Annotated in this window: 22 protein-coding genes; 11 read left to right on the top strand and 11 right to left on the bottom strand. The window is 72.4% G+C overall.

Annotation, left to right across the window (positions count from 1 at the left end; genetic code table 11):
• Positions 1-40: 40 nt before the first annotated feature.
• From AB0J04_RS01310 to AB0J04_RS01300, 3 genes are all read left to right on the top strand, one after another.
• Positions 41-526, top strand: coding sequence for a YbaK/EbsC family protein (locus tag AB0J04_RS01310; protein WP_363166291.1), 486 nt, complete (start codon positions 41-43; stop codon positions 524-526).
• Complete coding sequence (locus tag AB0J04_RS01305) at positions 523-1,368, top strand: EamA family transporter (RefSeq protein WP_363166290.1); 846 nt, start codon at positions 523-525, stop codon at positions 1,366-1,368. Before AB0J04_RS01310 ends, AB0J04_RS01305 begins: the two co-directional genes overlap by 4 nt.
• A gap of 76 nt (positions 1,369-1,444) precedes the next feature.
• A complete protein-coding gene (locus tag AB0J04_RS01300; protein WP_363166289.1) occupies positions 1,445-1,720 on the top strand; it encodes a DUF1876 domain-containing protein in 276 nt (91 codons plus the stop codon).
• Positions 1,721-1,732: 12 nt separating this feature from the next.
• On the opposite strand, the gene AB0J04_RS01295 is transcribed toward AB0J04_RS01300, so the two are convergent.
• The 6 genes from AB0J04_RS01295 to AB0J04_RS01270 all read right to left on the bottom strand — a co-directional run bounded on the left by AB0J04_RS01295 (position 1,733) and on the right by AB0J04_RS01270 (position 6,601).
• Positions 1,733-2,905: a serine hydrolase domain-containing protein gene (locus AB0J04_RS01295; RefSeq protein WP_363166288.1), complete on the bottom strand. Its 1,173-nt coding sequence runs from the start codon at positions 2,903-2,905 to the stop codon at positions 1,733-1,735.
• Positions 2,906-2,939: 34 nt separating this feature from the next.
• Positions 2,940-3,344, bottom strand: a complete 405-nt coding sequence (locus tag AB0J04_RS01290; RefSeq protein WP_363166357.1) for an organic hydroperoxide resistance protein — start codon at positions 3,342-3,344, stop codon at positions 2,940-2,942.
• Positions 3,345-3,554: 210 nt separating this feature from the next.
• Positions 3,555-4,037: a MarR family transcriptional regulator gene (locus AB0J04_RS01285; protein ID WP_363166287.1), complete on the bottom strand. Its 483-nt coding sequence runs from the start codon at positions 4,035-4,037 to the stop codon at positions 3,555-3,557.
• Positions 4,034-4,795 (bottom strand): ABC transporter ATP-binding protein, encoded by a 762-nt coding sequence (locus AB0J04_RS01280; RefSeq protein WP_363166286.1) that lies wholly within the window; start codon positions 4,793-4,795, stop codon positions 4,034-4,036. The genes AB0J04_RS01285 and AB0J04_RS01280 overlap by 4 nt, the downstream gene beginning before the upstream one ends.
• Complete coding sequence (gene cbiQ, locus AB0J04_RS01275) at positions 4,783-5,544, bottom strand: cobalt ECF transporter T component CbiQ (protein WP_363166285.1); 762 nt, start codon at positions 5,542-5,544, stop codon at positions 4,783-4,785. The genes AB0J04_RS01280 and cbiQ overlap by 13 nt, the downstream gene beginning before the upstream one ends.
• Position 5,545: 1 nt before the next feature.
• Positions 5,546-6,601: an energy-coupling factor ABC transporter permease gene (locus AB0J04_RS01270; protein WP_363166284.1), complete on the bottom strand. Its 1,056-nt coding sequence runs from the start codon at positions 6,599-6,601 to the stop codon at positions 5,546-5,548.
• Between the two features lie 221 nt (positions 6,602-6,822).
• On the opposite strand from AB0J04_RS01270, the gene AB0J04_RS01265 reads away from it, so the two are divergent.
• Positions 6,823-7,179, top strand: coding sequence for an SsgA family sporulation/cell division regulator (locus AB0J04_RS01265; protein ID WP_363166283.1), 357 nt, complete (start codon positions 6,823-6,825; stop codon positions 7,177-7,179).
• 55 nt (positions 7,180-7,234) lie between these two features.
• Here the strand turns inward: AB0J04_RS01265 and AB0J04_RS01260 are convergent, their stop codons facing one another.
• The 5 genes from AB0J04_RS01260 to AB0J04_RS01240 form a co-directional block, all read right to left on the bottom strand.
• Positions 7,235-8,914, bottom strand: a complete 1,680-nt coding sequence (locus tag AB0J04_RS01260) for a penicillin-binding transpeptidase domain-containing protein (RefSeq protein ID WP_363166282.1) — start codon at positions 8,912-8,914, stop codon at positions 7,235-7,237.
• A gap of 165 nt (positions 8,915-9,079) precedes the next feature.
• Entirely contained in the window at positions 9,080-10,717 is a 1,638-nt protein-coding gene (locus AB0J04_RS01255) for a penicillin-binding transpeptidase domain-containing protein (protein ID WP_363166281.1), read from the bottom strand.
• Between the two features lie 266 nt (positions 10,718-10,983).
• Positions 10,984-11,382, bottom strand: a complete 399-nt coding sequence (locus tag AB0J04_RS01250; protein WP_363166280.1) for a hypothetical protein — start codon at positions 11,380-11,382, stop codon at positions 10,984-10,986.
• Positions 11,383-11,393: 11 nt separating this feature from the next.
• Positions 11,394-11,957: a hypothetical protein gene (locus AB0J04_RS01245; RefSeq protein ID WP_363166279.1), complete on the bottom strand. Its 564-nt coding sequence runs from the start codon at positions 11,955-11,957 to the stop codon at positions 11,394-11,396.
• 250 nt (positions 11,958-12,207) lie between these two features.
• Positions 12,208-13,953 carry a phospholipid carrier-dependent glycosyltransferase gene (locus AB0J04_RS01240; RefSeq protein WP_363166278.1) on the bottom strand — a complete coding sequence of 582 codons (1,746 nt, stop codon included), beginning with the start codon at positions 13,951-13,953 and terminating at the stop codon, positions 12,208-12,210.
• A 72-nt stretch (positions 13,954-14,025) separates the two neighbouring features.
• Here AB0J04_RS01240 and rsmI point away from each other — a divergent pair, with 72 nt between their 5' ends.
• The 7 genes from rsmI to AB0J04_RS01205 all read left to right on the top strand — a co-directional run bounded on the left by rsmI (position 14,026) and on the right by AB0J04_RS01205 (position 21,347).
• Complete coding sequence (rsmI, locus tag AB0J04_RS01235; RefSeq protein WP_363166277.1) at positions 14,026-14,913, top strand: 16S rRNA (cytidine(1402)-2'-O)-methyltransferase; 888 nt, start codon at positions 14,026-14,028, stop codon at positions 14,911-14,913.
• A 262-nt stretch (positions 14,914-15,175) separates the two neighbouring features.
• On the top strand, positions 15,176-15,583 hold the full coding sequence (locus tag AB0J04_RS01230) for a hypothetical protein (RefSeq protein ID WP_363166276.1): 408 nt from the start codon (positions 15,176-15,178) through the stop codon (positions 15,581-15,583).
• A gap of 65 nt (positions 15,584-15,648) precedes the next feature.
• Entirely contained in the window at positions 15,649-16,527 is an 879-nt protein-coding gene (locus tag AB0J04_RS01225; protein WP_363166275.1) for a TatD family hydrolase, read from the top strand.
• A 116-nt stretch (positions 16,528-16,643) separates the two neighbouring features.
• Positions 16,644-18,104 carry a ubiquitin-like domain-containing protein gene (locus AB0J04_RS01220; RefSeq protein WP_363166274.1) on the top strand — a complete coding sequence of 487 codons (1,461 nt, stop codon included), beginning with the start codon at positions 16,644-16,646 and terminating at the stop codon, positions 18,102-18,104.
• A 39-nt stretch (positions 18,105-18,143) separates the two neighbouring features.
• The gene (rsmA, locus tag AB0J04_RS01215) at positions 18,144-19,037 is read left to right on the top strand and encodes a 16S rRNA (adenine(1518)-N(6)/adenine(1519)-N(6))-dimethyltransferase RsmA (protein WP_363166273.1); all 894 of its coding nucleotides are present in this window, start codon (positions 18,144-18,146) and stop codon (positions 19,035-19,037) included.
• Positions 19,034-19,942 carry a 4-(cytidine 5'-diphospho)-2-C-methyl-D-erythritol kinase gene (locus AB0J04_RS01210; protein WP_363166272.1) on the top strand — a complete coding sequence of 303 codons (909 nt, stop codon included), beginning with the start codon at positions 19,034-19,036 and terminating at the stop codon, positions 19,940-19,942. The genes rsmA and AB0J04_RS01210 overlap by 4 nt, the downstream gene beginning before the upstream one ends.
• Before the next feature lie 82 nt (positions 19,943-20,024).
• The gene (locus tag AB0J04_RS01205) at positions 20,025-21,347 is read left to right on the top strand and encodes a hypothetical protein (RefSeq protein WP_363166271.1); all 1,323 of its coding nucleotides are present in this window, start codon (positions 20,025-20,027) and stop codon (positions 21,345-21,347) included.
• Positions 21,348-21,378: the final 31 nt, after the last annotated feature.

Genomic DNA, 21,378 nt, shown 5'->3' with positions numbered 1-21,378 from the left:
CCGCTCGCCTGCCCCCTGCGCCGGCCGTTAGCGTGCCCGCATGACGACGTCTGCCGCGCACCCCCGTTTCGCCGAAGCCCTCCGCACCCTCGGCCTGGCCGGCCTTCCGACGCGCAGCTTCCCCGAGGCGACCCGGACCGCCGCCGAGGCGGCCGCGGCGATCGGGTGCGAGCTGAGTCAGATCTGCAAGTCGCTGATCTTCGCGGCGGACGGCGTGCCGGTGCTGGTGCTGATGGACGGGGCCTCCCGGGTCGACGTGGAGCTGGTGCGCGGGGAACTCGGCGCCGCGAAGGTCACCAGGGCCGCCGCCGACGTCGTACGCGAGACGACCGGCTACGCGATCGGCGGCGTCCCGCCCTTCGGGCACCGCACCCGCACGAAGGTGCTGGCCGACCGCAGCCTCCTCGCCCATGACGTCGTATGGGCCGCCGCGGGCACCCCGCACACCGTGTTCCCGATGGCCCCGGCGGATCTCGTCGCGCACGCCGACGCCACCCTCGTGGACGTCCGCGAGCGCACCGCGTGACCCCGCTGGTCACCACGGCCGTCCTGGTCGCCGCGGTCACCCACGCAGGCTGGAACGCCATCGCCCACCGGATCACCGACAAACTCGTCGGGTTCACGCTGATCGCGGGCGGCGGCATGCTCATCGGGCTCGCGCTCGCGCCGTTCACGGCGTTCCCGGCGGCGGCCGCCTGGCCGTACCTGCTCCTCTCCTCGCTCATCCACATCGCCTACTACGCCCTGCTCATGCGGTCGTTCCGGCTCGGCGACTTCGGGCAGGCGTACCCGATCGCGCGCGGCTCCGCGCCTCTCGTCGTCACCGTCCTGGCCGCCGTCTTCGCGCACGAGGTGCCCGACGGCTGGGCGGCGGCCGGCATCGCCGTGTCCTGCGCGGGGCTGACCGGCGTCGCCCTGTGGGGTCTGCGCGGCCGGCGGCCCGACTGGGCGGCGATCGGGGCCGCGCTGGCGACCGGTCTGACCATCGCCTCGTACACCGTCGTCGACGGCCTGGGCGTCCGCGCCTCGGGGTCCTCCCTGGGGTACATCGCCTGGCTGATGGCGGTGCAGGGCTTCGTCGTCCCGGCCTACGCCGTCCACCGCTGGCGCGGCCGGACCGTCGCCCTCCTGCGCCCCTTCGCCGCCGTCGGCCTTCTCGGGGCCGCCCTGTCCGTCCTCGCGTACGCCCTCGTCCTGTGGGCCCAGACCCGCGCCGAACTGGCGCCGATCGCGGCGTTGCGCGAATCGTCGATCATCGTCGGCGCGGCCATCGGCGCCCTGTTCTTCAAGGAACGGTTCGGTGCGCCCCGGCTCGTCGCCGCGGGTCTTGTCGTCGTCGGGATCGGGCTGATGCTGCACACGGGTTGACCCGCCCCCGTCCTGAACTGCGGGCGACCGCGCGGAGGAGCACCCTGGAGACACAGGAGTTCCGGAGGCGATCGTCATGATGCACACCACTGTCGGATGGCATGTCGAGCTGGAGTTCGAGGAGGATGAACGGCACACGCGCGCGGCCGCGCTGGTACGGCTGCCCGACGGGACCGAGGTCCGGTCCCAGGGGCACGCCAGTCGGCACAACGTGGACGACAACCAGCCCCGGGTCGGCGAGGAGATCGCCGGCGCCCGCGCCCTCAACGAGATCGCCATGCAGCTGCTCACCAAGGCCCACATGGAGATCGACGGCGCGTCGGGACGGACGTCCCACTCGATCAACGTATGAGGCGGGGGAGCGTCAGCGGGCCGCTGCCGCCGCCGTCCCTACCGCTCTCAGCAGCGCCTGCGCCCTCGGGTCCGCCGTCACGCTCGTCCTGAAGCCGTTCGTCACATAGCCGAACGCGATCCCGGACTCCGGGTCGGCCAGGCCGAGGGCGCCGCCGCGGCCCGGGTGGCCGAAGGCGCCGGGGGACAGCAGCGGGGACGCGGCGCCGTGCAGCATGTGGCCGAGGCCGAACCGGGTGTTCACCACGAGCACCCGGTCCGGGCCGGACGACTGTTCCCCGCGCGCGAGTTCCACCGTCTCCGGCCGGAACAGCCGTACCCCGCCGCCCTCCACCTCGCCGATCAGCGACGCGTAGAAGCGGGCCAGGCCGTCGGCGGTGGCGATGCCGTTGGACGCGGGCAGGGCGGCGGCGCGGTAGGCCGGGTCGTTCTCGTCGGGGAGCGGGGTGATCGCGGCGAAGGCGCGGCGGGTGAGGGAGGCGGGGTCGGCGTAGGCGTCGGCGACGGCCTGCTTGGGCCGGGTCCGCAGGGCCCCGGCCCGGACGGGCGCGTCCACGTGTCCCACCCGTCCCACGCGCGCGGCGGCCGCCGCGGGCAGCCCGAGCCAGAGGTCCGCGCGCACCGGGCCGGCCACCTCCTGCGCGATCCACTCCCCGATGGGCCGCCCGGTGATCCGGCGCACCAGCTCGCCGGTCAGCCAGCTGTAGGTCTGCGCGTGGTACCCGTGGTCCGTCCCGGGCTCCCAGGCCGGCGGCTGCGCGGCCACCGCCGCCGCGCCGAGTTCGGGGTCGGCGGCCTCGGCGGGGGTCAGCGGGCGGTCCAGCACGGGCACGCCCGCGCGGTGCGCGAGAACGTGCCGCACGAGCGTCCGCTCCTTGCCCGCGGTCTTGTACTCCGGCCAGTACCTTCCGACGGGCGCGTCCAGATCCAGCTCACCGCGCTGGTGCAGCAGCAGGAGGACGGCGGCGGCGACGCCCTTGGTCGCCGAGCGCACGATCTGCGCGGTGCCGCGCTCCCAGGGGGCCGTGCCGTCGACGTCCTTCGTGCCGGCCCACAGGTCGACGACCTTGTGCCCGTCCCGGTAGACGGCCACCGCCGCGCCCCGGTCCCCGAGCGTCTCGAAGTTCGCCGCGAACGCCTCCCGGACCGGCTCGAAGCCCTCGGCCACCACGCCGTTCACGTTCACGTCCGCACTCCTCGTCTCGCCGCCGGGCTCCCCTTCAGCCAAGCAGGATCGTTACGTCAATGTTCCCGCGGGTGGCGTTCGAGTACGGGCAGACCTGGTGGGCCGCGTCCACCAGCTTCGCCGCGATCTGGGGGTCCAGGACCGGGAGCGAGACGCTGAGGGCGACCGCCAGGCCGTATCCCTTGGTCGTGTTCGGGCCGATGCCGACCTTCGCCGCCACCGTCGACCCGGTCAGGTCGAAGCCGGCCCGGTTGCCGACGAGGATCAGCGCGTTGTGGAAGCAGGAGCTGTAGCCGGCCGCGAAGAGCTGCTCGGGGTTGGTGCCGTTGCCGTCGCCGCCCAGTTGCGGCGGCATCGCCACCTTCAGCTCGATCTGGCCGTCCTGGCTGGTCACATATCCGTCGCGACCTCCGTGCGCGGTCGCCTCGGCGACGTACATGATCTTCGTCGGACGGGTGTCGACGGCCTCGACGGCAGCATCGACGGCGGAGCCTTCGGTCACGGCGGTACCTCCCCCACGTTCTTCCCCGAATTACATCGTGCACAAGGTATCGGCCGGTACGGAGGCGCTTGTTTACCAGGGGGTAGTAACCGCGGGTAACTTCAGGTGAGGGCCGCGGACACCGGGAGGGTGGTACCAGGGGGTGGCTCAGCGGGCGCGTTCCGCCGCGCCCTGCGCCCGCTCCGCGAGCCCCCGCAGCTCCGCGCGCAACCGCGCGACCTCCGTCATCTCCAGCCCCGTCGACGCGAGCAGTCCGGCGGGCACCCGTTCCGCGCGCCCCTTCAGTTCCTCGCCGCGCCCGGTGCACGCGACCAGCACTGTGCGCTCGTCCCGCGCCGAGCGCTCCCGGCGCACCAGACCCGCCGCCTCCAGCCGCTTCAGCAGCGGCGACATCGTGCCGTAGTCGAGCCGCAGCGCGGAGGCCAGCTCCTTGACGGTCGTCTCGCCGCGCTCCCACAGGACCAGCAGCACGAGGTACTGGGGGTAGGTGAGGCCCAGCTCGTCCAGGAGCGGCCGGTAAGCGGCCGTCACGGCGCGTTGGGCCGCGTACAGCGCGAAGCACAGCTGGTCGTCGAGGCGCAGTGAGCCGTCGGCGACGGGCGCCTCGGCGGGGGGTGCCTGGTTCGTCACGCGTCCATTGTCGCGGAGCGCGGGTCGAACCCGAAGGGCAGCTCCAGGCGATGGGCGCGCATGAGGGCGTCGTCGGCGAGCAGCTCGCCGGTCCGGCCGTCCGCCGCGATCACGCCCTCGCTCAGGATCAGGGCCCGTGGGCACAGCTCCAGGGCGTAGGGCAGGTCGTGCGTGACCATGAGCACCGTGACGTCCAACGACCTCAGGATGTCGGCCAGTTCGCGGCGCGAGGCGGGGTCGAGGTTGGAGGACGGCTCGTCCAGGACGAGGATCTCCGGCTCCATCGCGAGCACCGTCGCGACGGCCACGCGCCGCCGCTGGCCGAAGGAGAGGTGGTGCGGCGGACGGTCCTTGAACTCGCCCATGCCGACCTGCGCGAGCGCGTGGTCGACCCGCGCCTGGAGCTCCGCGCCCTTCAGTCCGGCCGCGGCCGGTCCGAACGCGACGTCCTCGCGGACGGTCGGCATGAACAGCTGGTCGTCCGGGTCCTGGAAGACGATGCCGACCCTCCGCCGGATCTCCGCCATGTGCTGCCTGCCGACGGGCAGACCGGCCACCGTCACCGTGCCCGCGCCGCCGGTCAGGATGCCGTTGAGGTGCAGCACGAGGGTGGTCTTGCCGGCGCCGTTCGGCCCGAGCAGCGCGACGCGTTCCCCGCGCGCGACGGAGAAGTCCACGCCGAACAGGGCCTGGTGGCCGTCGGGGTAGGCGAAGGCGAGGCCCGAGACCTCGAGGGAAGCAGTACTCACAGGGCCCATCCCAACACGCAGACGACGACGGCGGCGAACGGGAGGGTCAGCGCGTACGACCACTGCGCCCGGGACGCGGTCACCTCGTCGATGACCGGCATCGAACCGGCGTACCCGCGGCTGACCATGGCCAGGTGGACGCGCTCGCCGCGTTCGTAGGAGCGGATGAACAGCGCGCCCGCCGACTTCGCGAGCACCCCCCAGTGCCGAACGCCCCGCGCCTCGAAGCCGCGCGACTCCCGCGCGATCCGCATGCGCCGCATCTCGTCCGCGATGACGTCGCCGTAGCGGATCATGAAGGACGCGATCTGCACCAGCAGCGGGGGCAGCTTCAGACGTTGGAGGCCGAGGAGGAGTTCCCGCAGCTCCGTGGTGGACGCCAGGAGGACGGAGGCGGCGACGCCCAGCGTGCCCTTCGCGAGGACGTTCCAGGCCCCCCACAGCCCGTTGACGCTGAGGGACAGCCCGAGGACGTCCACCCGCTCGCCCTCCGCCACGAACGGCATCAGCACGGCGAACGCGACGAACGGCACCTCGATCAGCAGCCGCTTCAGCAGGAAACCGGCCGGCACGCGCGCGCGATGCGCGACGAACGCCAGCAGGACGGCGTACAGGCCGAACGCCCACATCGCCTCGCGGGGCGTCGACACCACGACGACCACGAAGCCGAAGGCGGCGGCGAGCTTGGTGTGCGGCGGCAGGGCGTGCACGGGCGAGTGCCCGTGCCGGTAGAGCCGGTGTGCGTGTCCCGCGCCCATCTCAGACGCTCGTGCTCGCCGGGGACACGTCGTCCGCCCGGCGCCTGCGGACCGCCCAGAACACGCCGGTGCCCGCGACGACGGTCACACCGACGCCGATGATCCCGGCGAGGCCGCCGGACAGGCGGGCGTTGTCGACGTCCTTGACGCCGTAGTCGGCGAGCGGCGAGTCGGCGGCCGCGTGCTCCTCGACCTTCTCGTCGATGCCCTTGTCGGCGGCGACCTTCTCCAGGCCGTCGGGGTTCGCGGAGGCGTAGAAGCTGACGAAGCCGGCCAGTACGAGGGAGGCGACCAGGCCGGTCACCCACAGCGTGCGCCGGGAGGCGCGCGCCGCCACGGGCGCCGTGCGCGGCTCCTCGGCGGCGGGCGCGTCCACGAGGTCGCCGTTCACGCGCAACCGAAGCTTCTGCGTGAGGCCGCGCGCGCCATGGACGAGATCCGGCCGTACGGCGATGACGGCGCCCACGGTGAGCGCGGTGATCGTGGCCTCGCCGATGCCGATCAGCACATGCACGCCGACCATCGCGGTGGCGACCTTGCCGATCGGGATGTCGGTGGTCCCGCCGATCCAGTAGATGAAGGTGAAGGCGAGAGCCGCGGCCGGGACGGACAGGAGCGCGGCGGCGAAGGAGGCCCCGGTCACCGAGCGGCGGGCGCGCGGCAGCACCTTCACCAGGCCGCGGAAGACGGTGTACGCGACGACCGTCGTGACACAGGCCATGACGGTGATGTTCACGCCGAGCGCGGTCAGGCCGCCGTCGGCGAAGAGGATGCCCTGCATCAACAGCACCACGGAGACGCAGAGGACCGCGGTGAAGGGGCCGACGAGTATCGCGGCCAGCGCGCCGCCCAGCAGATGGCCGCTGGTGCCCGCGGCGACGGGGAAGTTCAGCATCTGCACGGCGAAGATGAACGCCGCGACGAGGCCGGCCAGCGGCGCCGTGCGCTCGTCGAGCTCGCGGCGCGCGCCGCGCAGGGCCACGGCGATGGCGCCGGCGGCGACGACTCCGGCGGCGGCGGAGGTCGGGGCGTTGATGAATCCGTCGGGTACGTGCACCCGACGATGATAGTGGCTTAATGCGAACCGTTCGCAAGAGCGAGGAGCTTGTTGCTCGCATCCGGTTCCCGCGCCGCTCCCGCGCCGCTCCCGCGCCGCTCCCGTATCGCACATGTGAGATACGCCTGCGAGAGGAAGCGTATTCCGCAGAATATGGGACATTGGGAGGGGAGCGGACGCACAGCTTCCGCACAGGTAACGCTGCGTGAGAGGGTCGGCCGATGTCTGTAGTCGAACAGTACGCGCGAGCCCACATCGTCACCGACGCCGATCAGGCCGAGGACGAACGCGAATCAGTGCCCGTCATCCTGCGCTACGACCCGGAGGACGATCCCCGAGCGGTGCGCGTCGGACTGCCCGACCGCCATGAGTGGACGTTCTCCCGCACCCTCCTCGAACAGGGCCTGCGCGCCCCGACCGGCACCGGCGAGGTGCGGGTGTGGCCGCTGGGGCGCGTACAGGCCGTTGTCGAGTTCCACTCCTCGCAGGGCGTCTCGGTCGTGCAGTTCGAGTCCAAGACGCTGCTGCGGTTCCTGCGCCGCACCTATCTGGCCACGGCGCAGCCGGTGACCCACTAGCGGGTCACCCCCCTGACCGGTCACCCCCTGACCGGTCACCCCTGACGGCCGCGGCTCAGCCGCCCAGCTTCAGCAGGGCCGCCACGATCGGGCCCGCCGTGTCGCCGCCGTGGCCGCCCGCCTGGACGACGCCCGCGGCCGCCAGGTCGCCGCGGTAGGCGGTGAACCAGCCGTTGGGCTTGTCCTGGTTGTCGACCTCCGCCGAGCCCGTCTTCGCGCCGTAGTCGGGGCCCAGACCGGACATCGCATCGGCGGCGGTGCCGGCCGCGGCCGTGTAGTTCATCAGCTCCCGCAGCTGCGACAGCGTCGACGACGACATCGTGCGCGAGGCCGTCGCCAGCGTGCGGCCGTCCATCGACGGAGCGACCAGGTACGGCTGGTGGAAGGAACCCGACTTGACCGTGGCGGCGACCGACGCCATGTTCAGCGGGTTCATCCGGACCCCGCCCTGGCCGATCAGCGAGGCCGCCATCTGGGCCGCCGACTGCACCGGCACCGAACCGTCGAAGGACGGCACGCCGATGGCCCAGTTGTTCATGGACAGGCCGAACACCTGCTGCGCCTGCTTGGTCAGGCTGTCGTTGCTCAGCTCGGGGGCCTGGCTGATGAAGGCGGTGTTGCAGGAGCGCGCGAAGCTCGCCTTGAAGGTGCCGCCGTCGATCTGGAAGTCGTCGTCGTTGTGGAACTTCCAGCCGCCGTAGGTGAACGTCTTCGGGCAGGGGTGCACCTTGTCCGCCGACGCCAGGTCCTTCTCGATGAGCAGCGACGACGTGATGACCTTCATCGTGGAGCCGGGCGCGAGCGAGCCGTTGAACGCGGTGTTGAAGCCCTTGCCCGCGTTGGCCACCGCGAGGATCTCGCCCGTGGAGGGCCGCAGCACGACGACCGACGAGCGCGCGGTGGCCGCCACCTGCCGTTCGGCCGCCGCCTGGAGGGTCGGGCTCAGCGTGGTCTTCACCGTGCCCGGCGTGCCCTTGCTGAGCTCCAGCAGCGTCTTGTCGGAGGCCTTCTTCGCCTTGGCCGCCTTGCCGCGCACGACCTGGAGCTCCACGCCCGCCTTGCCGCCGGCCTTCTTGCCGTACTTCTCCCGCAGCCCGTCCAGCACCGTGCCCAGCGAGGGGTACTCGGCGGTCGTCAGCTCCCCGCCGTCCCGGTCCACGGCCTTGACCGGCGGGGTGCCGGCCTCGCCGGTGACGAGCGTGTCGCCGTCCTGGAGGTCCGGGTGGACGACCGACGCGTGCCAGTCGACCTGCGCCTTGCCGTTCTTGGCGTTGCGGACGACGGTCAGGGCGCTGGAGTACGCCAGCGGCTTGCTGACGTCCTTGTACTTGACCGTGCCCTTCACGGAGAACGGGATCTTGGCGCCGGTGGCCTTGCCCGCGGTGAGGGTGACGCCGGTGATGTGGGCGTCCTTGGTGTAGCCGGTCAGCAGGGCGGTGGCGGCCGTGGTGTCGTCCGTGGCGGCGGCCGCCTGGGTCACCTTGCCCTGCTGCCACGCCGTCAGGAACTGCGCGGCGGCGGACTTCGCCTCGGCCGCCGACGGCGCGTCGGCCCGGACCCTCGGCACCTGGCTGCCGTTGGCCGCCACGGCCGAGCCCTCGTCGGCCGCCGCGCCGCCCGCGTACAGCGCGTAGACGCCGAACCCGGCCCCGCCGACCACGACGGCGATCATGCCGCCGGCCACGGCGGGACGCCGCTTCCTGCGCTGCTCTTCGACACGCCTTCTCTTGCCCACTGCCAGATCCTCCGGATCCCCAGGGGCTTTCCCCCCAGCCCCGCTGCCCTCGTTGCCCTCACTGACCCCAACGACGGCTACCACCCTAGAGTCCCGTCCTGTGGGGGTGACGTCACGTGTGACGTCAGCCACCCATGTTCGGTTCAGGCCACCCCCGGCTCCGGGTCACCCCGCGCGCAGCACCTGCGCCACGATCGGGCCGGACGCGTCGACGCCGTGGCCGCCGCCCTGGGTCATCGCGGCCGCGGCGATGTCGTTGCGGTACCCGGTGAACCAACTGTCGGACGTGGCCTTCCCGTCGACCTCGGCGGAGCCGGTCTTCGCGCCGATCCGGCCTTTCAGCCCGGCCATCACCTCGGCGGCGGTGCCGCTCGTCGCGGTCCGGTTCATCATCGAGCGCAGCTGCTGCACGGTGCCCGACGAAAGTCCGCTCGCCTTGGCCGGGGTGCGGTCGTCGAGGCTGAGCGGCACGATCACCGGCTGCCGGAAGGCGCCCGTCATCGCGGTCGCCGTGACCGAGGCCATGTTCAGCGGGTTCATCTGGACCTTGCCCTGACCGATCAGGCCGGCCGCGGTGTCCGGGCCGCCGGCGGCCGGGACGGAGCCGTCGAAGGACGGGATGCCGGTCTGCCAGTCGAGGCCGATCCCGAAGCGGTCGCGGGCCTCGTTCGTCAGCGAGTCGACCTTCACCTCGTCCGCGAACTTCACGAACGCGGTGTTGCAGGAGCGGGCGAAGCTCTCGGAGAGCGTCGCGTTCTCGTTCGGCTTCATGCCCTTGATGTTCTGGAAGGTCTGACTCTCCGACACGGCCGACGACGGACACGGCGCCGGTCCGCTCGCGGTGGTGAGCCCGTTGTCGATGAGGGTGGCCGAGCTGATGATCTTCATGGTGGAGCCGGGCGCGACCTCGCCCAGGAACGCGGCGTTGAAGCCGTCCGTCCGGTTGTTGGCGACCGCGAGGACCTCGCCGGTGCTCGGCTTGACGGCCACCACCGACGACTGGGCGTACTTCGTCACGGCCTTCTCCGCGGCCGCCTGCACGCCCGCGCTGAGAGTGGTGGGCAGCTTGCCCGCCTTGCCCTCGGCGAGGGTCAGCAGCGGGGTGTCGGCGGTGTCCGGGGTGGCGTGTCTGATCGCCAGCTCGACGCCGGCCGTGCCGCCCGCCTTGTCGCCGTACTTGGCGCGCAGCTGGTCCAGGATCGGCCCCAGGGAGGGGTACTTCTCCTTCGTCAGCACGTTGCCGTCCCGGTCCACGGCCTCGATCGGCGGCGCCGACGACGCGCCCGTCACCAGGGTGTCGTCCATGCTCTTCAGCTCGGGATGGACGACCGACGGCTCCCAGTCCACCAGCGCCTTCCCGGTGGTGACGCCCCGTACGACCGTCAACTCGCTCTTGTAGGCGAGCGGTTTGGACTTCCCCCCGTAGGACACCGTCGCCCGCACGCTGAACGGCACGCTGTCGCCGACGGCCGCGCCCGGTGTGATCTTCACTCCGGTGATGTGCGCGGCCTCGCCGTACGAGGTCAGCAGCGGTTCGGCCTTCGCCGCGTTGTCGGTGAGCTGGGCGGCCGCCGCGGCCTGCCCCTTCTCCCAGGCGGCGAAGAACTTGGTGCTGGTGTCCTTGACCTCGGAACCGCTCGGCGGCCCGGTCTTCACGACCGCCGGCTCGCTCGATCCGGCCGTGCCGCCGCCTCCGCCGCTCCCGTTCAGCGCGTTGACGATGTTGAAGGCGCCGTACCCGGCTCCGCCCACCATCACGGTGAAGACCGAGCCGACTATGACTGCCTTGGCCCCCTTGCGCATGCTGTGCACCCTCCCCGTTGTCGCCCTCCCCGCCCTGAGCGGATCCGGGCATTTCTGAACGCGTTCAGAAAGCTCTGCTCAGGCTCACAGTAAGGGCAAGGGGCGGCGATTGAGGCAGGAGTTTCCTGAATCGTTAGACCCGCGTATCCAGTCACATACGCGAACATCGGTCATCGACCAGGATCGCCGTCCCGGTACCGGCCTTCGCGGGCCGGTCAGCCGAGCTCGTCCGTCAGCCGAGCTCGTCCGTCAGCCGAGCTCGTCCGTCAGTTGAGCTCGTCCTCATTGCGCTCGACGAGCCCCCAGAGCTCCCTGCCCTCCCGCCTCGGGTCCGGGAGCCGCACCGCGCCCGCGCGAACGAGCAGCTTGCGCAGTTCCGTGTCGTCGAACCCGTCGCCGATCCGTTCCTTGATCGCTCCGAACGACCGCTTCCTGAACCGGGTGTGCTGGAGGAGCCGCCGGATCGCCGCCTCCGCCATGTACTCGGTCCGCAGATCCTCGCGCTTGAGCTCGATGGCCTGCCGCGCCTGTATGCGGGCGACGAGAACCGATGTCGCGACGGTGACGACCCCGACGATCAGAGATACCCCCGCGGCGATGAGAGCCGCCTCTCCCTCAGTCATGCCGAAGAAGCTAGCCAGCCGCAGCCGCGACCGCCAGGGCATGCGGTTCCTGCTCAGGCCGGCTCGGTGAGGATGCGGTGGGCGACGCTCGTGAACCTCACCCTCAAGTCCTTGAGGGGGCGCACCCTGCTGCGATGCTCACGGATGTATCGGGTCATCTCGCTCTGATGGTTGCGGTCGAGGACGGCCGGCCACTGCTGAGTCGAGCGACGCAGCTCCTCCGCCGCGTCGGTGAGGGCGGTGGCCGCCTCGGTGAGCGGCAGCGGACCCCACAGCTCGACGTGTCCCCTCTGGATGACCAGTGACTGCGCTTCGGCTGTGATCCTGTCGATCTCCTCCAGAGGGAGAGGCCGTCTGTCGTAGATGAACGCATTGCAGGAGACGACCGACCTTGCGAACAAGCCGAACGTGTCGGTGAGGGCGATGCACGTCTGCCTGCGCTGTTCCCGGGCCCAGTGCAGGTGCTCCGCCTCGGACTGCTTGCGCACCTGCACCTGCACGGCTTCCATCGACTTCTGAGCCCCGATGCGGGCCCCGTAGGCCGTGGCCAGGCCGCCGATGCCGGCTCCGGCAAGACCCGCCACACCGGCGAGGACCGCGGCAATCCCCTGATCCATGGCTGCATTATCAGAGGCACACCCCGGTGTTTCCCAGCCCCGCGTCCCACCGGCATCGCCCGAGCCGTCGGTCGTGTCCCCCGGGCTAGTGCCGCGGCAGGCAACGTTCGCCCCGTCGCGACGCCCGGCACGCACTCTCGCCGCACCGGCCGAAAGCCCAAGTACGTCCAGTACGAGGACTTCCGGCCGGCACACCGAGAGCACGCACCGGACGCCGCTCCTTGACGGGCAAACGTTGCCTGCCCCGGCACTAGACCCAGGTGTCCAGCCACATCCGCGATCGCCAGTCGTCGATCGGGATCGCCTGCCCCGTGTAGAGCTGCCAGAAATAGATGAAGTTCCAGGCGATGAGCAGGACGAGGACGCCCGCGCCCGTGGCTCCCGCGACCCGGCGGGTGTCGGTCGAGCCCGGTGGGCCGACGAGGGCGCCGATCATCATCGCCACCGCCAGGCACAGGAAGGGCAGGAAGACGACGGCGTAGAAGAAGAAGATCGTGCGTTCCTGGTACATGAACCACGGCAGGTAGCCGGCCGCGATGCCGCAGGCGATCGCGCCCGCGCGCCAGTCGCGGCGGAAGAGCCAGCGCCACAGCACGAACAGGATCGCGAAGCAGGCCGCCCACCACAGCAGCGGGGTGCCGATGGCCAGGACCTCGCGGGCGCACTTCTCGCCCGCGTCCGTCGGGCAGCCGTCCACGCCGGGGGCGGGGGACTCGTAGAAGTAGGAGACCGGGCGGCCCAGGACGAGCCAGCTCCACGGGTTCGACTGGTACGTGTGCGGCGAGGTGAGGTGGGTGTGGAACTCGTACACCTCGTGCTCGTAGTGCCACAGGCTGCGCAGCCAGTCCGGGAGCCAGGTCCAGTTGCCGCCCTTGCCGTCGGTGGCCGCCCAGTTGCGGTAGTAGCCGCCGGAGCCGTCGGCCGAGGAGCGGATCCAGCCGGTCCACGACACCAGGTAGACGGCCAGCGCGACCGGGACCGTCGACAGGAACGCCAGCGGCGTGTCCTGCTTCAGCACCGCCAGGTACGGGTGCTGGGCGCCCGCCACCTTGCGCGAGCCGACGTCCCACAACACCGCCATCAGGCAGAACGCGACCAGGATGTACAGGCCGTTCCACTTCGTGCCGATGGCCAGGCCCAGCATCAGGCCCGCGCCCCAGCGCCAGGGCCGCCAGCCGATGCGGGTGGTCTCGGCGAGGTGCGCGTCGGGGCGGTAGCGGCCGTCCACGTCCGGCGGGAGCGCGTCGGCGAGTTTGCGGCGCGCCCAGTCCCGGTCGGCCACCAGGCAGCCGAACGCGGCCAGCACGAAGAACATCAGCACGCCGTCGAGCAGCGCGGTGCGGCTCATCACGAACTGCAGCCCGTCGACCGCCATCAGCGCGCCCGCGAGACAGCCGAGGAAGGTGGAGCGGAAGATCCGGCGGCCGATCCGGCACAGCAGCAGCACGGAGAGGGTCCCGAGGACGGCCGTCATGAAGCGCCAGCCGAACGGATCGAACCCGAACATCAGCTCGCCGAGCCCGATGACGTACTTGCCGACCGGCGGATGCACCACGTACGCCGCGTCCGTCGGGATCGAGACGTCGCCGCCCTTGGCGAGCAGGGCGTCGGTGGTCTTGGGCCAGTTGACCTCGAATCCGCGGTGGACGACCGCCCACGCGTCCTTGGCGTAGTACGTCTCGTCGAATATCACCTTCTTCGGGCTGCCCAGGTGCCAGAACCGGATCACGCCCGCCAGCAGCGTGACCAGCAGCGGGCCGATCCAGGAGGACCAGCGCGCGATCCGGTCCGCCCACCCGTGCGGGATGCCGAGCGCCTGCCACAACCGCGGGCTGGGCTGCGCGAACGGTGGCATCAGCCGCTCCCGGACGTCGGCGGAGGGATCCGCCGTGTATCCGAAACGCCGCAGTCGCTGCTGCCATGTCGGCCGCTGATCGTGCGGCGGCCGGCCCGGCCGGTAGTCCGTGGAGTCCGTGGAGGACGCGGTACTGGTCACCGCGCCATCGTAGGGAACACGGCTGTGTGAGTCCCGTGTCCGTCCCCCTGGGAGGATGGAAACGTGACAGCCATGCCCCGAACCACGCCCGGAACCCCGCCCGGAACCCCGCCCGGAGTCCTCGTCCTCGCCGGGACGCCCATCGGCGACGTCTCCGACGCCCCGCCCCGGCTCGCCGAGGAGCTGACCGGCGCCGACGTGATCGCCGCCGAGGACACGCGCCGGCTGCGGCGGCTGACCCAGGCGCTGGGCGTGACGCCCAAGGGCCGGGTGGTGTCGTACTTCGAGGGCAACGAGTCCGCCCGCACCCCCGAGCTGGTCGAGGAACTCGTCGGCGGCAAGCGGGTGTTGCTCGTCACCGACGCCGGGATGCCGTCGGTCTCCGACCCCGGGTACCGGCTGGTCGCGGCGGCCGTGGAGCAGGACATCAAGGTCACCGCCGTCCCCGGCCCGTCCGCGGTGCTCACCGCGCTGGCGCTGTCCGGACTGCCCGTCGACCGGTTCTGCTTCGAGGGGTTCCTGCCGCGGAAGGCGGGTGAACGGCTGTCGCGGCTGCGCGAGGTCGCCGAGGAACGCCGGACGCTGGTCTACTTCGAGGCCCCCCACCGGCTGGACGACACCCTCGCCGCGATGGCCGAGGTGTTCGGCGCGGACCGGCGGGCCGCCGTGTGCCGCGAGCTGACCAAGACCTACGAGGAGGTCAGGCGCGGGCCGCTCGGCGAGCTCGCCCAGTGGGCAGCGCAGGGCGTGCGCGGCGAGATCACCGTCGTCGTCACCGGGGCGCCCGAGCGCGGGCCCGAGGAGCTCGACGCGGCGGAGCTGGTGCGGCGGGTGCGGGTGCGCGAGGAGGCGGGCGAGCGCCGCAAGGAGGCCATCGTGGCGGTGGCGGCGGAGGCCGGTCTGCCCAAGCGGGAGGTGTTCGACGCGGTGGTCGCGGCGAAGAACGCCGGGGCTCTGTGACGGCTGTCACCGCGCGGTCGTGAAGGGGCTCACGCCCGGCGCACACCCCCTCTGAGCAGGGCGCATGCCGTCTGAGCGTGCGCCCCATGTGCGGGCAAAGGGCTGTCGCCGAAGGCAAAGTCCGACCCCCTGCGCGAGGCCCGTTCGGCAAGGAAAGCCCAAATCGCCTCCAACAGTGCACAGGCCTGCTGCGTTCACCCCGGCCGAGGAGTCCACTGGGTGACAGGGACGGCACCCGTCCCTCGCTTCCACAGGAGCTGGCATGAGTGAGATCACAGGGCAGACCGGCCTCCGCAGCGGCGCGAGCGCCGTCGTCGACGAGTCGTACTCCTTCGCGTGCATGCGCTGCGGACACGGCTGGGAGCAGTCGTACGAGATAGAGCACCACACCGACGCCGACGGCCACGAGTTCGTCCTCTACGTGGCGAACGGCCGCGTCGTGCCGTCGCCGCTCAGCCAGCCGGCGTGCCAGAACTGCGAGGGGCACGTCGTGCGGATCATGCGGGCGGGGCAGGTGTCGTCGGTGCAGAGCGCTGCGCGGCCTCGCGCGGTGCCCCCGACGGCCGGGCCGGTGCGGACGGCGGCCGAGGAGCGGTCCGGGGACCGGCCGGGGGAGCACCACCACTGGCATCTGTCGGACCTGCTGCACCCGTTCCGCAAGGCCGGCTGAGGGCTCGGCCGGAAGGCCGGTGCCCGCCGCGCGGCTTCGCCGCGCCCGTTTCGTAGGATCGGGGCATGCCTTCGCACTCCGACAAGACCGACGCGCCGCCGCTTCCGGCTCCTCTCGGGGTGGCGGTCGCCGACTCCCACACCCACCTCGACATGCAGTCGGGGACGGTGGAGGAGGCTCTCGCGAAGGCCGCCTCGGTCGGGGTGACGACGGTCGTCCAGGTCGGCTGTGACGTACGGGGCTCCCGGTGGGCGGCCGAGACGGCGGCGGCGCACGACAGCGTGCACGCCGCCGTCGCCCTGCATCCGAACGAGGCTCCGCGCATCGTGCACGGCGACCCCGACGGCTGGTCGCGGCAGGGCACGCGTGAGCCGGGCGGCTCCGGGGCGCTCGAACAGGCGCTTGCCGAGATCGACCGCCTGGCCGCGCTTCCGCACGTCAAGGGCGTCGGCGAGACGGGACTCGACTACTTCCGCACCGGCCCCGAGGGCAAGGAGGCGCAGGAGGACTCCTTCCGCGCCCACATCGAGATCGCCAAGCGGCACGGCAAGGCCCTGGTCATCCACGACCGCGACGCCCACGCCGACGTCCTGCGCGTGCTGAAGGAGGAGGGCGCCCCCGAGCGCACCGTCTTCCACTGCTACTCCGGCGACGCCGAGATGGCCGAGATCTGCGCCCGCGCCGGGTACTTCATGTCCTTCGCCGGCAACGTCACCTTCAAGAACGCCCAGCAGCTCCGGGACGCCGTCGCCGTGGCCCCGCTGGAGCTGCTCCTGGTGGAGACCGACGCGCCCTTCCTGACCCCGGCGCCCTACCGCGGACGGCCGAACGCCCCGTATCTCATTCCGGTCACGGTGCGCGCCATGGCCGCCGCCCGGGGCCTGGACGAGGACGTCCTGGCCACCGCACTCGCCGCCAACACGGCACGCGCGTTCGGCTACTGACCCCGAGGCGACCAGCTCGAACACAACTCTCGGTAGCCGTGCCACTTTGGAGAGTGACCGTCACTCCGCTAGGTTCTGGGGGCCCGATCCGGACCCCACTCCTGGAGCGTGTCGGCGTGAGCAACTCCCAGCACCTCGAGTACGAGCCGTACGGCGGTGGCGGGCCGTACGTGGACCTGCACAACGCCGAGACGGTCGCCTACGGCGTGTACGCGGCCCCCGGCACCTACGACGACACCTATCGGCCCGCGTACGAGGAGCAGCACGAGGAGCGGTACGAGGAGCGGTACGAGGAGCAGTACGGGGCGTACGCGGCCCATGAGGCCTACGAGGCTCCGCCGCAGCCGACGCTCCAGCTGCCCGAGACGCTCCAGTTGCCCGAGACCGTGCAACTGTCCGAGCCGCTGTTCCCGCGGCAGAGCACCGGTGCGGGCGGGGGAGGGCGGGCCGCGCGTCGGCGCAGGACGCGTTCCGCCGAGCGCCCGGAGTCCACGATGCGCCGGCTGCTCCCGCAGGCGCTCGTCGTCGCCTTCCTGGCCGGCGGCACCACCGCCTTCGTCGCCGAGGACAAGGCGGTCGAGCTGACCGTCGACGGCAAGCCGCGCGCCCTGCACACCTTCGCCGACGACGTGAGCGAACTCCTGGCCGAGGAGGGCGTGCGGGTGGGCGCGCACGACGTGGTGGCGCCCGCCCCCGGCACGGAGCTCGCCAGCGGCGACGAGATCGCGGTGCGTTACGGGCGTCCCGTCCGGCTCACCCTCGACGGTCAGCGGCACGATCTGTGGACGACCGCGAGCACGGTGGAGGAGACGCTCCAGCAGCTGGGGGTGCGGGCGGAGGGCGCGTACATGTCCGTCTCGCGCGCCCAGACCATCGGGCGGGCGGGGCTCGCGCTGGACGTGCGCACCGAGCGCTCCGTCACGGTGATGGCCGACGGCCGGGCCCGCACCGTCCGTACCAACGCGGCGACCGTGCAGGAGGCCGTGCAGGCGGCCGGGATCACCCTTCGCGGGCAGGACACCACGTCCGTGGCGCCCGGCAGCTTCCCGCGCGACGGACAGACGGTCACCGTGCTGCGGATCACCGGCGCCGAGGAGGTGCGGGAGGAGCAGATCCCGTTCCGGGTGCGCCGCGCCGACGACCCCTCGCTGTTCAAGGGCACGGAGGCGGTCGAGCGGGCCGGACAGCCCGGCCTGCGGCGGATCACGTACTCGCTGCGCACGGTCAACGGCGTGCGGCAGAAGCCGCGGCGGATCCGGGACGAGGTCGTGCGCGAGCCGCGCGAGCAGGTGGTGAAGGTCGGCACGAAGCCGCTGCCGATGTCCGTGCAGGGCGCCGACGGCCTGGACTGGCAGGGGCTCGCGGTCTGCGAGTCGGGCGGTCGGCCGAACGCCGTCGACCCCTCGGGCAACTACGGCGGGCTGTACCAGTTCGACACCCGCACCTGGCAGAGCCTCGGCGGCAGCGGCCGCCCCCAGGACGCACCGGCGGCCGAGCAGACGTTTCGCGCGAAGAAGCTGTACGTGCGACGCGGGGCGAGCCCCTGGCCGCACTGCGGGAAGCGGCTGCACGGGTGAGGGACGGGAGGCGCCCGTACGGCCCCGTACCCTTGTCACGTGAGTACCAGCCCCGCCTCCGACGCCCTTCTGGGCCCCGCCGACATCCGTGAGCTGGCGGCCGTCCTCGGCGTGCGGCCCACCAAGCAGCGCGGCCAGAACTTCGTGATCGACGCGAACACGGTCCGCCGGATCGTCCGCACCGCGGGGGTCCGGCCCGACGACGTGGTCGTCGAGGTCGGCCCGGGGCTCGGCTCCCTCACCCTCGCGCTGCTGGAGGTCGCCGACCGGGTCACGGCCGTCGAGATCGACGACGTCCTGGCGAGCGCGCTCCCCGCCACGATCACGGCGCGCATGCCGCGGCGCGCGGAGCGCTTCGCGCTGGTGCACTCCGACGCCATGCAGGTGACCGAGCTGCCGGGGCCCGTGCCGACCGCGCTGGTCGCGAACCTGCCGTACAACGTGGCCGTGCCCGTGCTGCTGCACATGCTGGAGATGTTCCCGAGCATCGAGCGGACCCTCGTCATGGTCCAGTCGGAGGTCGCCGACCGGCTCGCCGCCGGGCCCGGCTCGAAGGTGTACGGTGTGCCGTCGGTCAAGGCGAACTGGTACGCGGAGGTCAAGCGGGCCGGCGCGATCGGCCGCAACGTCTTCTGGCCCGCGCCGAACGTGGACAGCGGGCTGGTGTCGCTGGTGCGGCGGGCCGAGCCGATCAGGACCACGGCGTCGCGGCGCGAGGTCTTCGCCGTCGTCGACGCGGCGTTCGCGCAGCGCCGCAAGACCCTGCGGGCCGCGCTCGCCGGGTGGGCGGGCTCCGCGGCGCTGGCGGAGGCGGCCCTGGTGGCGGCCGGCGTCTCCCCGCAGGCCCGCGGCGAGGCCCTCTCGGTCGAGGAGTTCGCCGCCATCGCCGAGCACAAGCAGATCGACGAGGACAAGGACGAGGATTCCGAGTGAGCGTCACCGTACGGGTGCCCGCCAAGGTCAATGTGCAGCTCGCGGTGGGCGCGGCCCGCGCGGACGGCTTCCACGACCTGGCGAACGTCTTCCTCGCGGTCGGTCTGTACGACGAGGTCACCGTGACCCCGGCCGACGAACTGCGCGTCACCTGCGCGGGCCCGGACGCGGGCCAGGTCCCCCTGGACGTCACGAACCTGGCGGCGCGGGCCGCGCTCGCCCTGGCCGAGCGGTACGGCCGCGCGGCCGACGTGCACCTGCACATCGCCAAGGACATCCCGGTGGCCGGCGGCATGGCGGGCGGCAGCGCGGACGGCGCGGGCGCGCTGGTGGCCTGCGACGCGCTGTGGGGCACGGGCGCGTCCCGTGACGAACTCCTGGAGATCTGCGCCGAGTTGGGCAGCGACGTGCCGTTCAGCCTGGTCGGCGGCGCGGCCCTCGGCACCGGGCGCGGCGAGCGGCTGACGGCCCTGGAGGTTGGCGGCGCCTTCCACTGGGTGTTCGCGATGGCCGAGCGGGGGCTGTCGACGCCGGCGGTGTTCCGGGAGTTCGACCGGCTGGCCGAGGGCCGGGACATTCCCGATCCGGTCGCCTCGCGCGACCTCCTCGACGCCCTCGCCAAGGGCGACGCCGACGCCCTGGCGGCCACCCTCTCCAACGAGTTGCAGCCTGCCGCGCTGTCCCTCTTCCCCGAACTCGCCGACACCCTCGCCGCGGGCCGTGCGGCCGGCGCCCTCGCCACCCTCGTCTCCGGTTCGGGCCCGACCACCGCCCACCTCGCCCGCGATGCCGCCTCCGCGGCGAAGATCGCGGAAGCGCTGACCGCGTCGGGCACGTGCAGGAGCGTGCGCCTGGCGTCGGGTCCGGCACCGGGCGCGACGGTGATCGAGGGCGGCGGCCGCTGATTCGGCTGCCTCGAAGGGCCTGCGCGCCCTAGGATCCCTCGGCTGCCGGTTCCGTCGGGAGCCGGCGTGGGGGAGGTGGCGCATGGGGTCGGCCGAACTCGTCGCGGCTGTTCGGCGCGGGGACGCGGACGCGGTGCGGGAGCTGCTGGACGCCGGGGGCGACCCCGAGCGCTGCGACCCCGCGGACGGTGTTCCGCTGCTCTGCCTGGCCGTGGCCGCCTACGACGAACCGGTCGCCGAGGCGCTGCTGGACGCCGGGGCCGATCCGCTGCGCCCGCTGGACGGGGTGCCGGGCGGGGATCCGGGACTGCCCGGCGGCGACACCGCGCTGACCCGGGCGGTGGACGGCGGCTCGTCCACGATGAGCGTGCGGCTGCTGCCGGAACTCGTGCGCCTCGACGCCGACGCCCGCGCCGCACTGCTCGCCCGCGCCCGGTACTGGGCCGAGGCCGACATCGAGGCCGAGCTGCGCCGCAGCACGGGCGCGGACGGGCCGGTCGAACGGCGGCGGGTGTGGGAGGAGCCCCTGCGCACCTCCTTCCACGAGAGCTTCTCGCTCGGCGACGGGACCGTCCGGGACGGCCATCTCGGCGTCCTGACCGTCCTGGAGGAGCGTTTCCGGATGCCTGCGCCGTTCGACGAGCTGCTCGCGCGGGCGCTCACCCGTCCGGACCGGGACCACGGGGTCTGGACCGATGCGGTGGTCCACCTCGCCGGCTGTCCAGGGGCCGAGGACTGGGCGGCGGCGGAGGCGCTGCGCGACCATCCCGACCGGCTGCGCAGGCTCTTCGCCGCGGATGTGCTGCGGTGTCTCGTCATCGGGTTCGGCGGGATGTTCCCGCGGTCCTCGACGGTGGTCGAGAAGGAGGCGTCCGAGGTGTTCCTGCCCTGGGCGCGGGAGGAACGGGACCCCGAGGTGCTCGCCCAGGTGCTGCGCGGGCTGAGCGAGGAGGCGGGGGACTCGGACCGGTCCGACGAGATCGACGCCGTCGGGCTGTCGTACGTCGGGCATCCGGATCCTCGGGTGCGGCGCGAGGCGGTGGAGACCCTGCGCCGGGAGCTCACGAGCATGCCCCGGCACAAGCTGGACGCCGTGTACGCGCTGGCGCGGGACCCCGAACCCGCCGTGCGCGAGCGCGCGGCCCACTGGCTGACGCAACTCCGCGAGGAGGCGCCCGGTCTCACCGACGTGCTGGCCGGACTCGTCGACGACGAACTGCGCGCGACCCGGGTGCACGCCGCCCGCGGGCTCGCGCTGCGCGGCGATCCGCGCTGTGTGGAGGCCGAGCGCAGGCTGCGGCCGCTCGATCCCGAAGGGTGGCCGGATTCAGACCTCGTGCGGGCGATGTGGAGGTACGAGGAAGGCAAGGTGAAGGACTCGGGGAGTGCGGGAGGATGGCTTTGACCTGCATGTTTATGCGTGCAGAGGTGTAATC

The organism is Streptomyces sp. NPDC050263, assembly GCF_040655955.1.
GTDB lineage: Bacteria > Actinomycetota > Actinomycetes > Streptomycetales > Streptomycetaceae > Streptomyces.
The sequence above is the reverse complement of the archived record's forward strand: the minus strand, read 5'-3'. Positions and strand labels throughout refer to the sequence as shown.

Bases quoted from the DNA above. Each gene is read 5' to 3' on its own strand.
- AB0J04_RS01310 (WP_363166291.1), top strand. From the start codon at position 41: ATGACGACGTCTGCCGCGCACCCCCGTTTCGCCGAAGCCCTCCGCACC.
- AB0J04_RS01300 (WP_363166289.1), top strand. From the start codon at position 1,445: ATGATGCACACCACTGTCGGATGGCATGTCGAGCTGGAGTTCGAGGAG.
- AB0J04_RS01290 (WP_363166357.1), bottom strand. From the start codon at position 3,344: ATGTACGTCGCCGAGGCGACCGCGCACGGAGGTCGCGACGGATATGTG.
- AB0J04_RS01280 (WP_363166286.1), bottom strand. From the start codon at position 4,795: ATGGGCCCTGTGAGTACTGCTTCCCTCGAGGTCTCGGGCCTCGCCTTC.
- cbiQ (WP_363166285.1), bottom strand. From the start codon at position 5,544: ATGGGCGCGGGACACGCACACCGGCTCTACCGGCACGGGCACTCGCCC.
- AB0J04_RS01265 (WP_363166283.1), top strand. From the start codon at position 6,823: ATGTCTGTAGTCGAACAGTACGCGCGAGCCCACATCGTCACCGACGCC.
- AB0J04_RS01255 (WP_363166281.1), bottom strand. From the start codon at position 10,717: ATGCGCAAGGGGGCCAAGGCAGTCATAGTCGGCTCGGTCTTCACCGTG.
- AB0J04_RS01250 (WP_363166280.1), bottom strand. From the start codon at position 11,382: ATGCCCTGGCGGTCGCGGCTGCGGCTGGCTAGCTTCTTCGGCATGACT.
- AB0J04_RS01245 (WP_363166279.1), bottom strand. From the start codon at position 11,957: ATGGATCAGGGGATTGCCGCGGTCCTCGCCGGTGTGGCGGGTCTTGCC.
- rsmI (WP_363166277.1), top strand. From the start codon at position 14,026: ATGCCCCGAACCACGCCCGGAACCCCGCCCGGAACCCCGCCCGGAGTC.
- AB0J04_RS01230 (WP_363166276.1), top strand. From the start codon at position 15,176: ATGAGTGAGATCACAGGGCAGACCGGCCTCCGCAGCGGCGCGAGCGCC.
- AB0J04_RS01225 (WP_363166275.1), top strand. From the start codon at position 15,649: ATGCCTTCGCACTCCGACAAGACCGACGCGCCGCCGCTTCCGGCTCCT.
- AB0J04_RS01205 (WP_363166271.1), top strand. From the start codon at position 20,025: ATGGGGTCGGCCGAACTCGTCGCGGCTGTTCGGCGCGGGGACGCGGAC.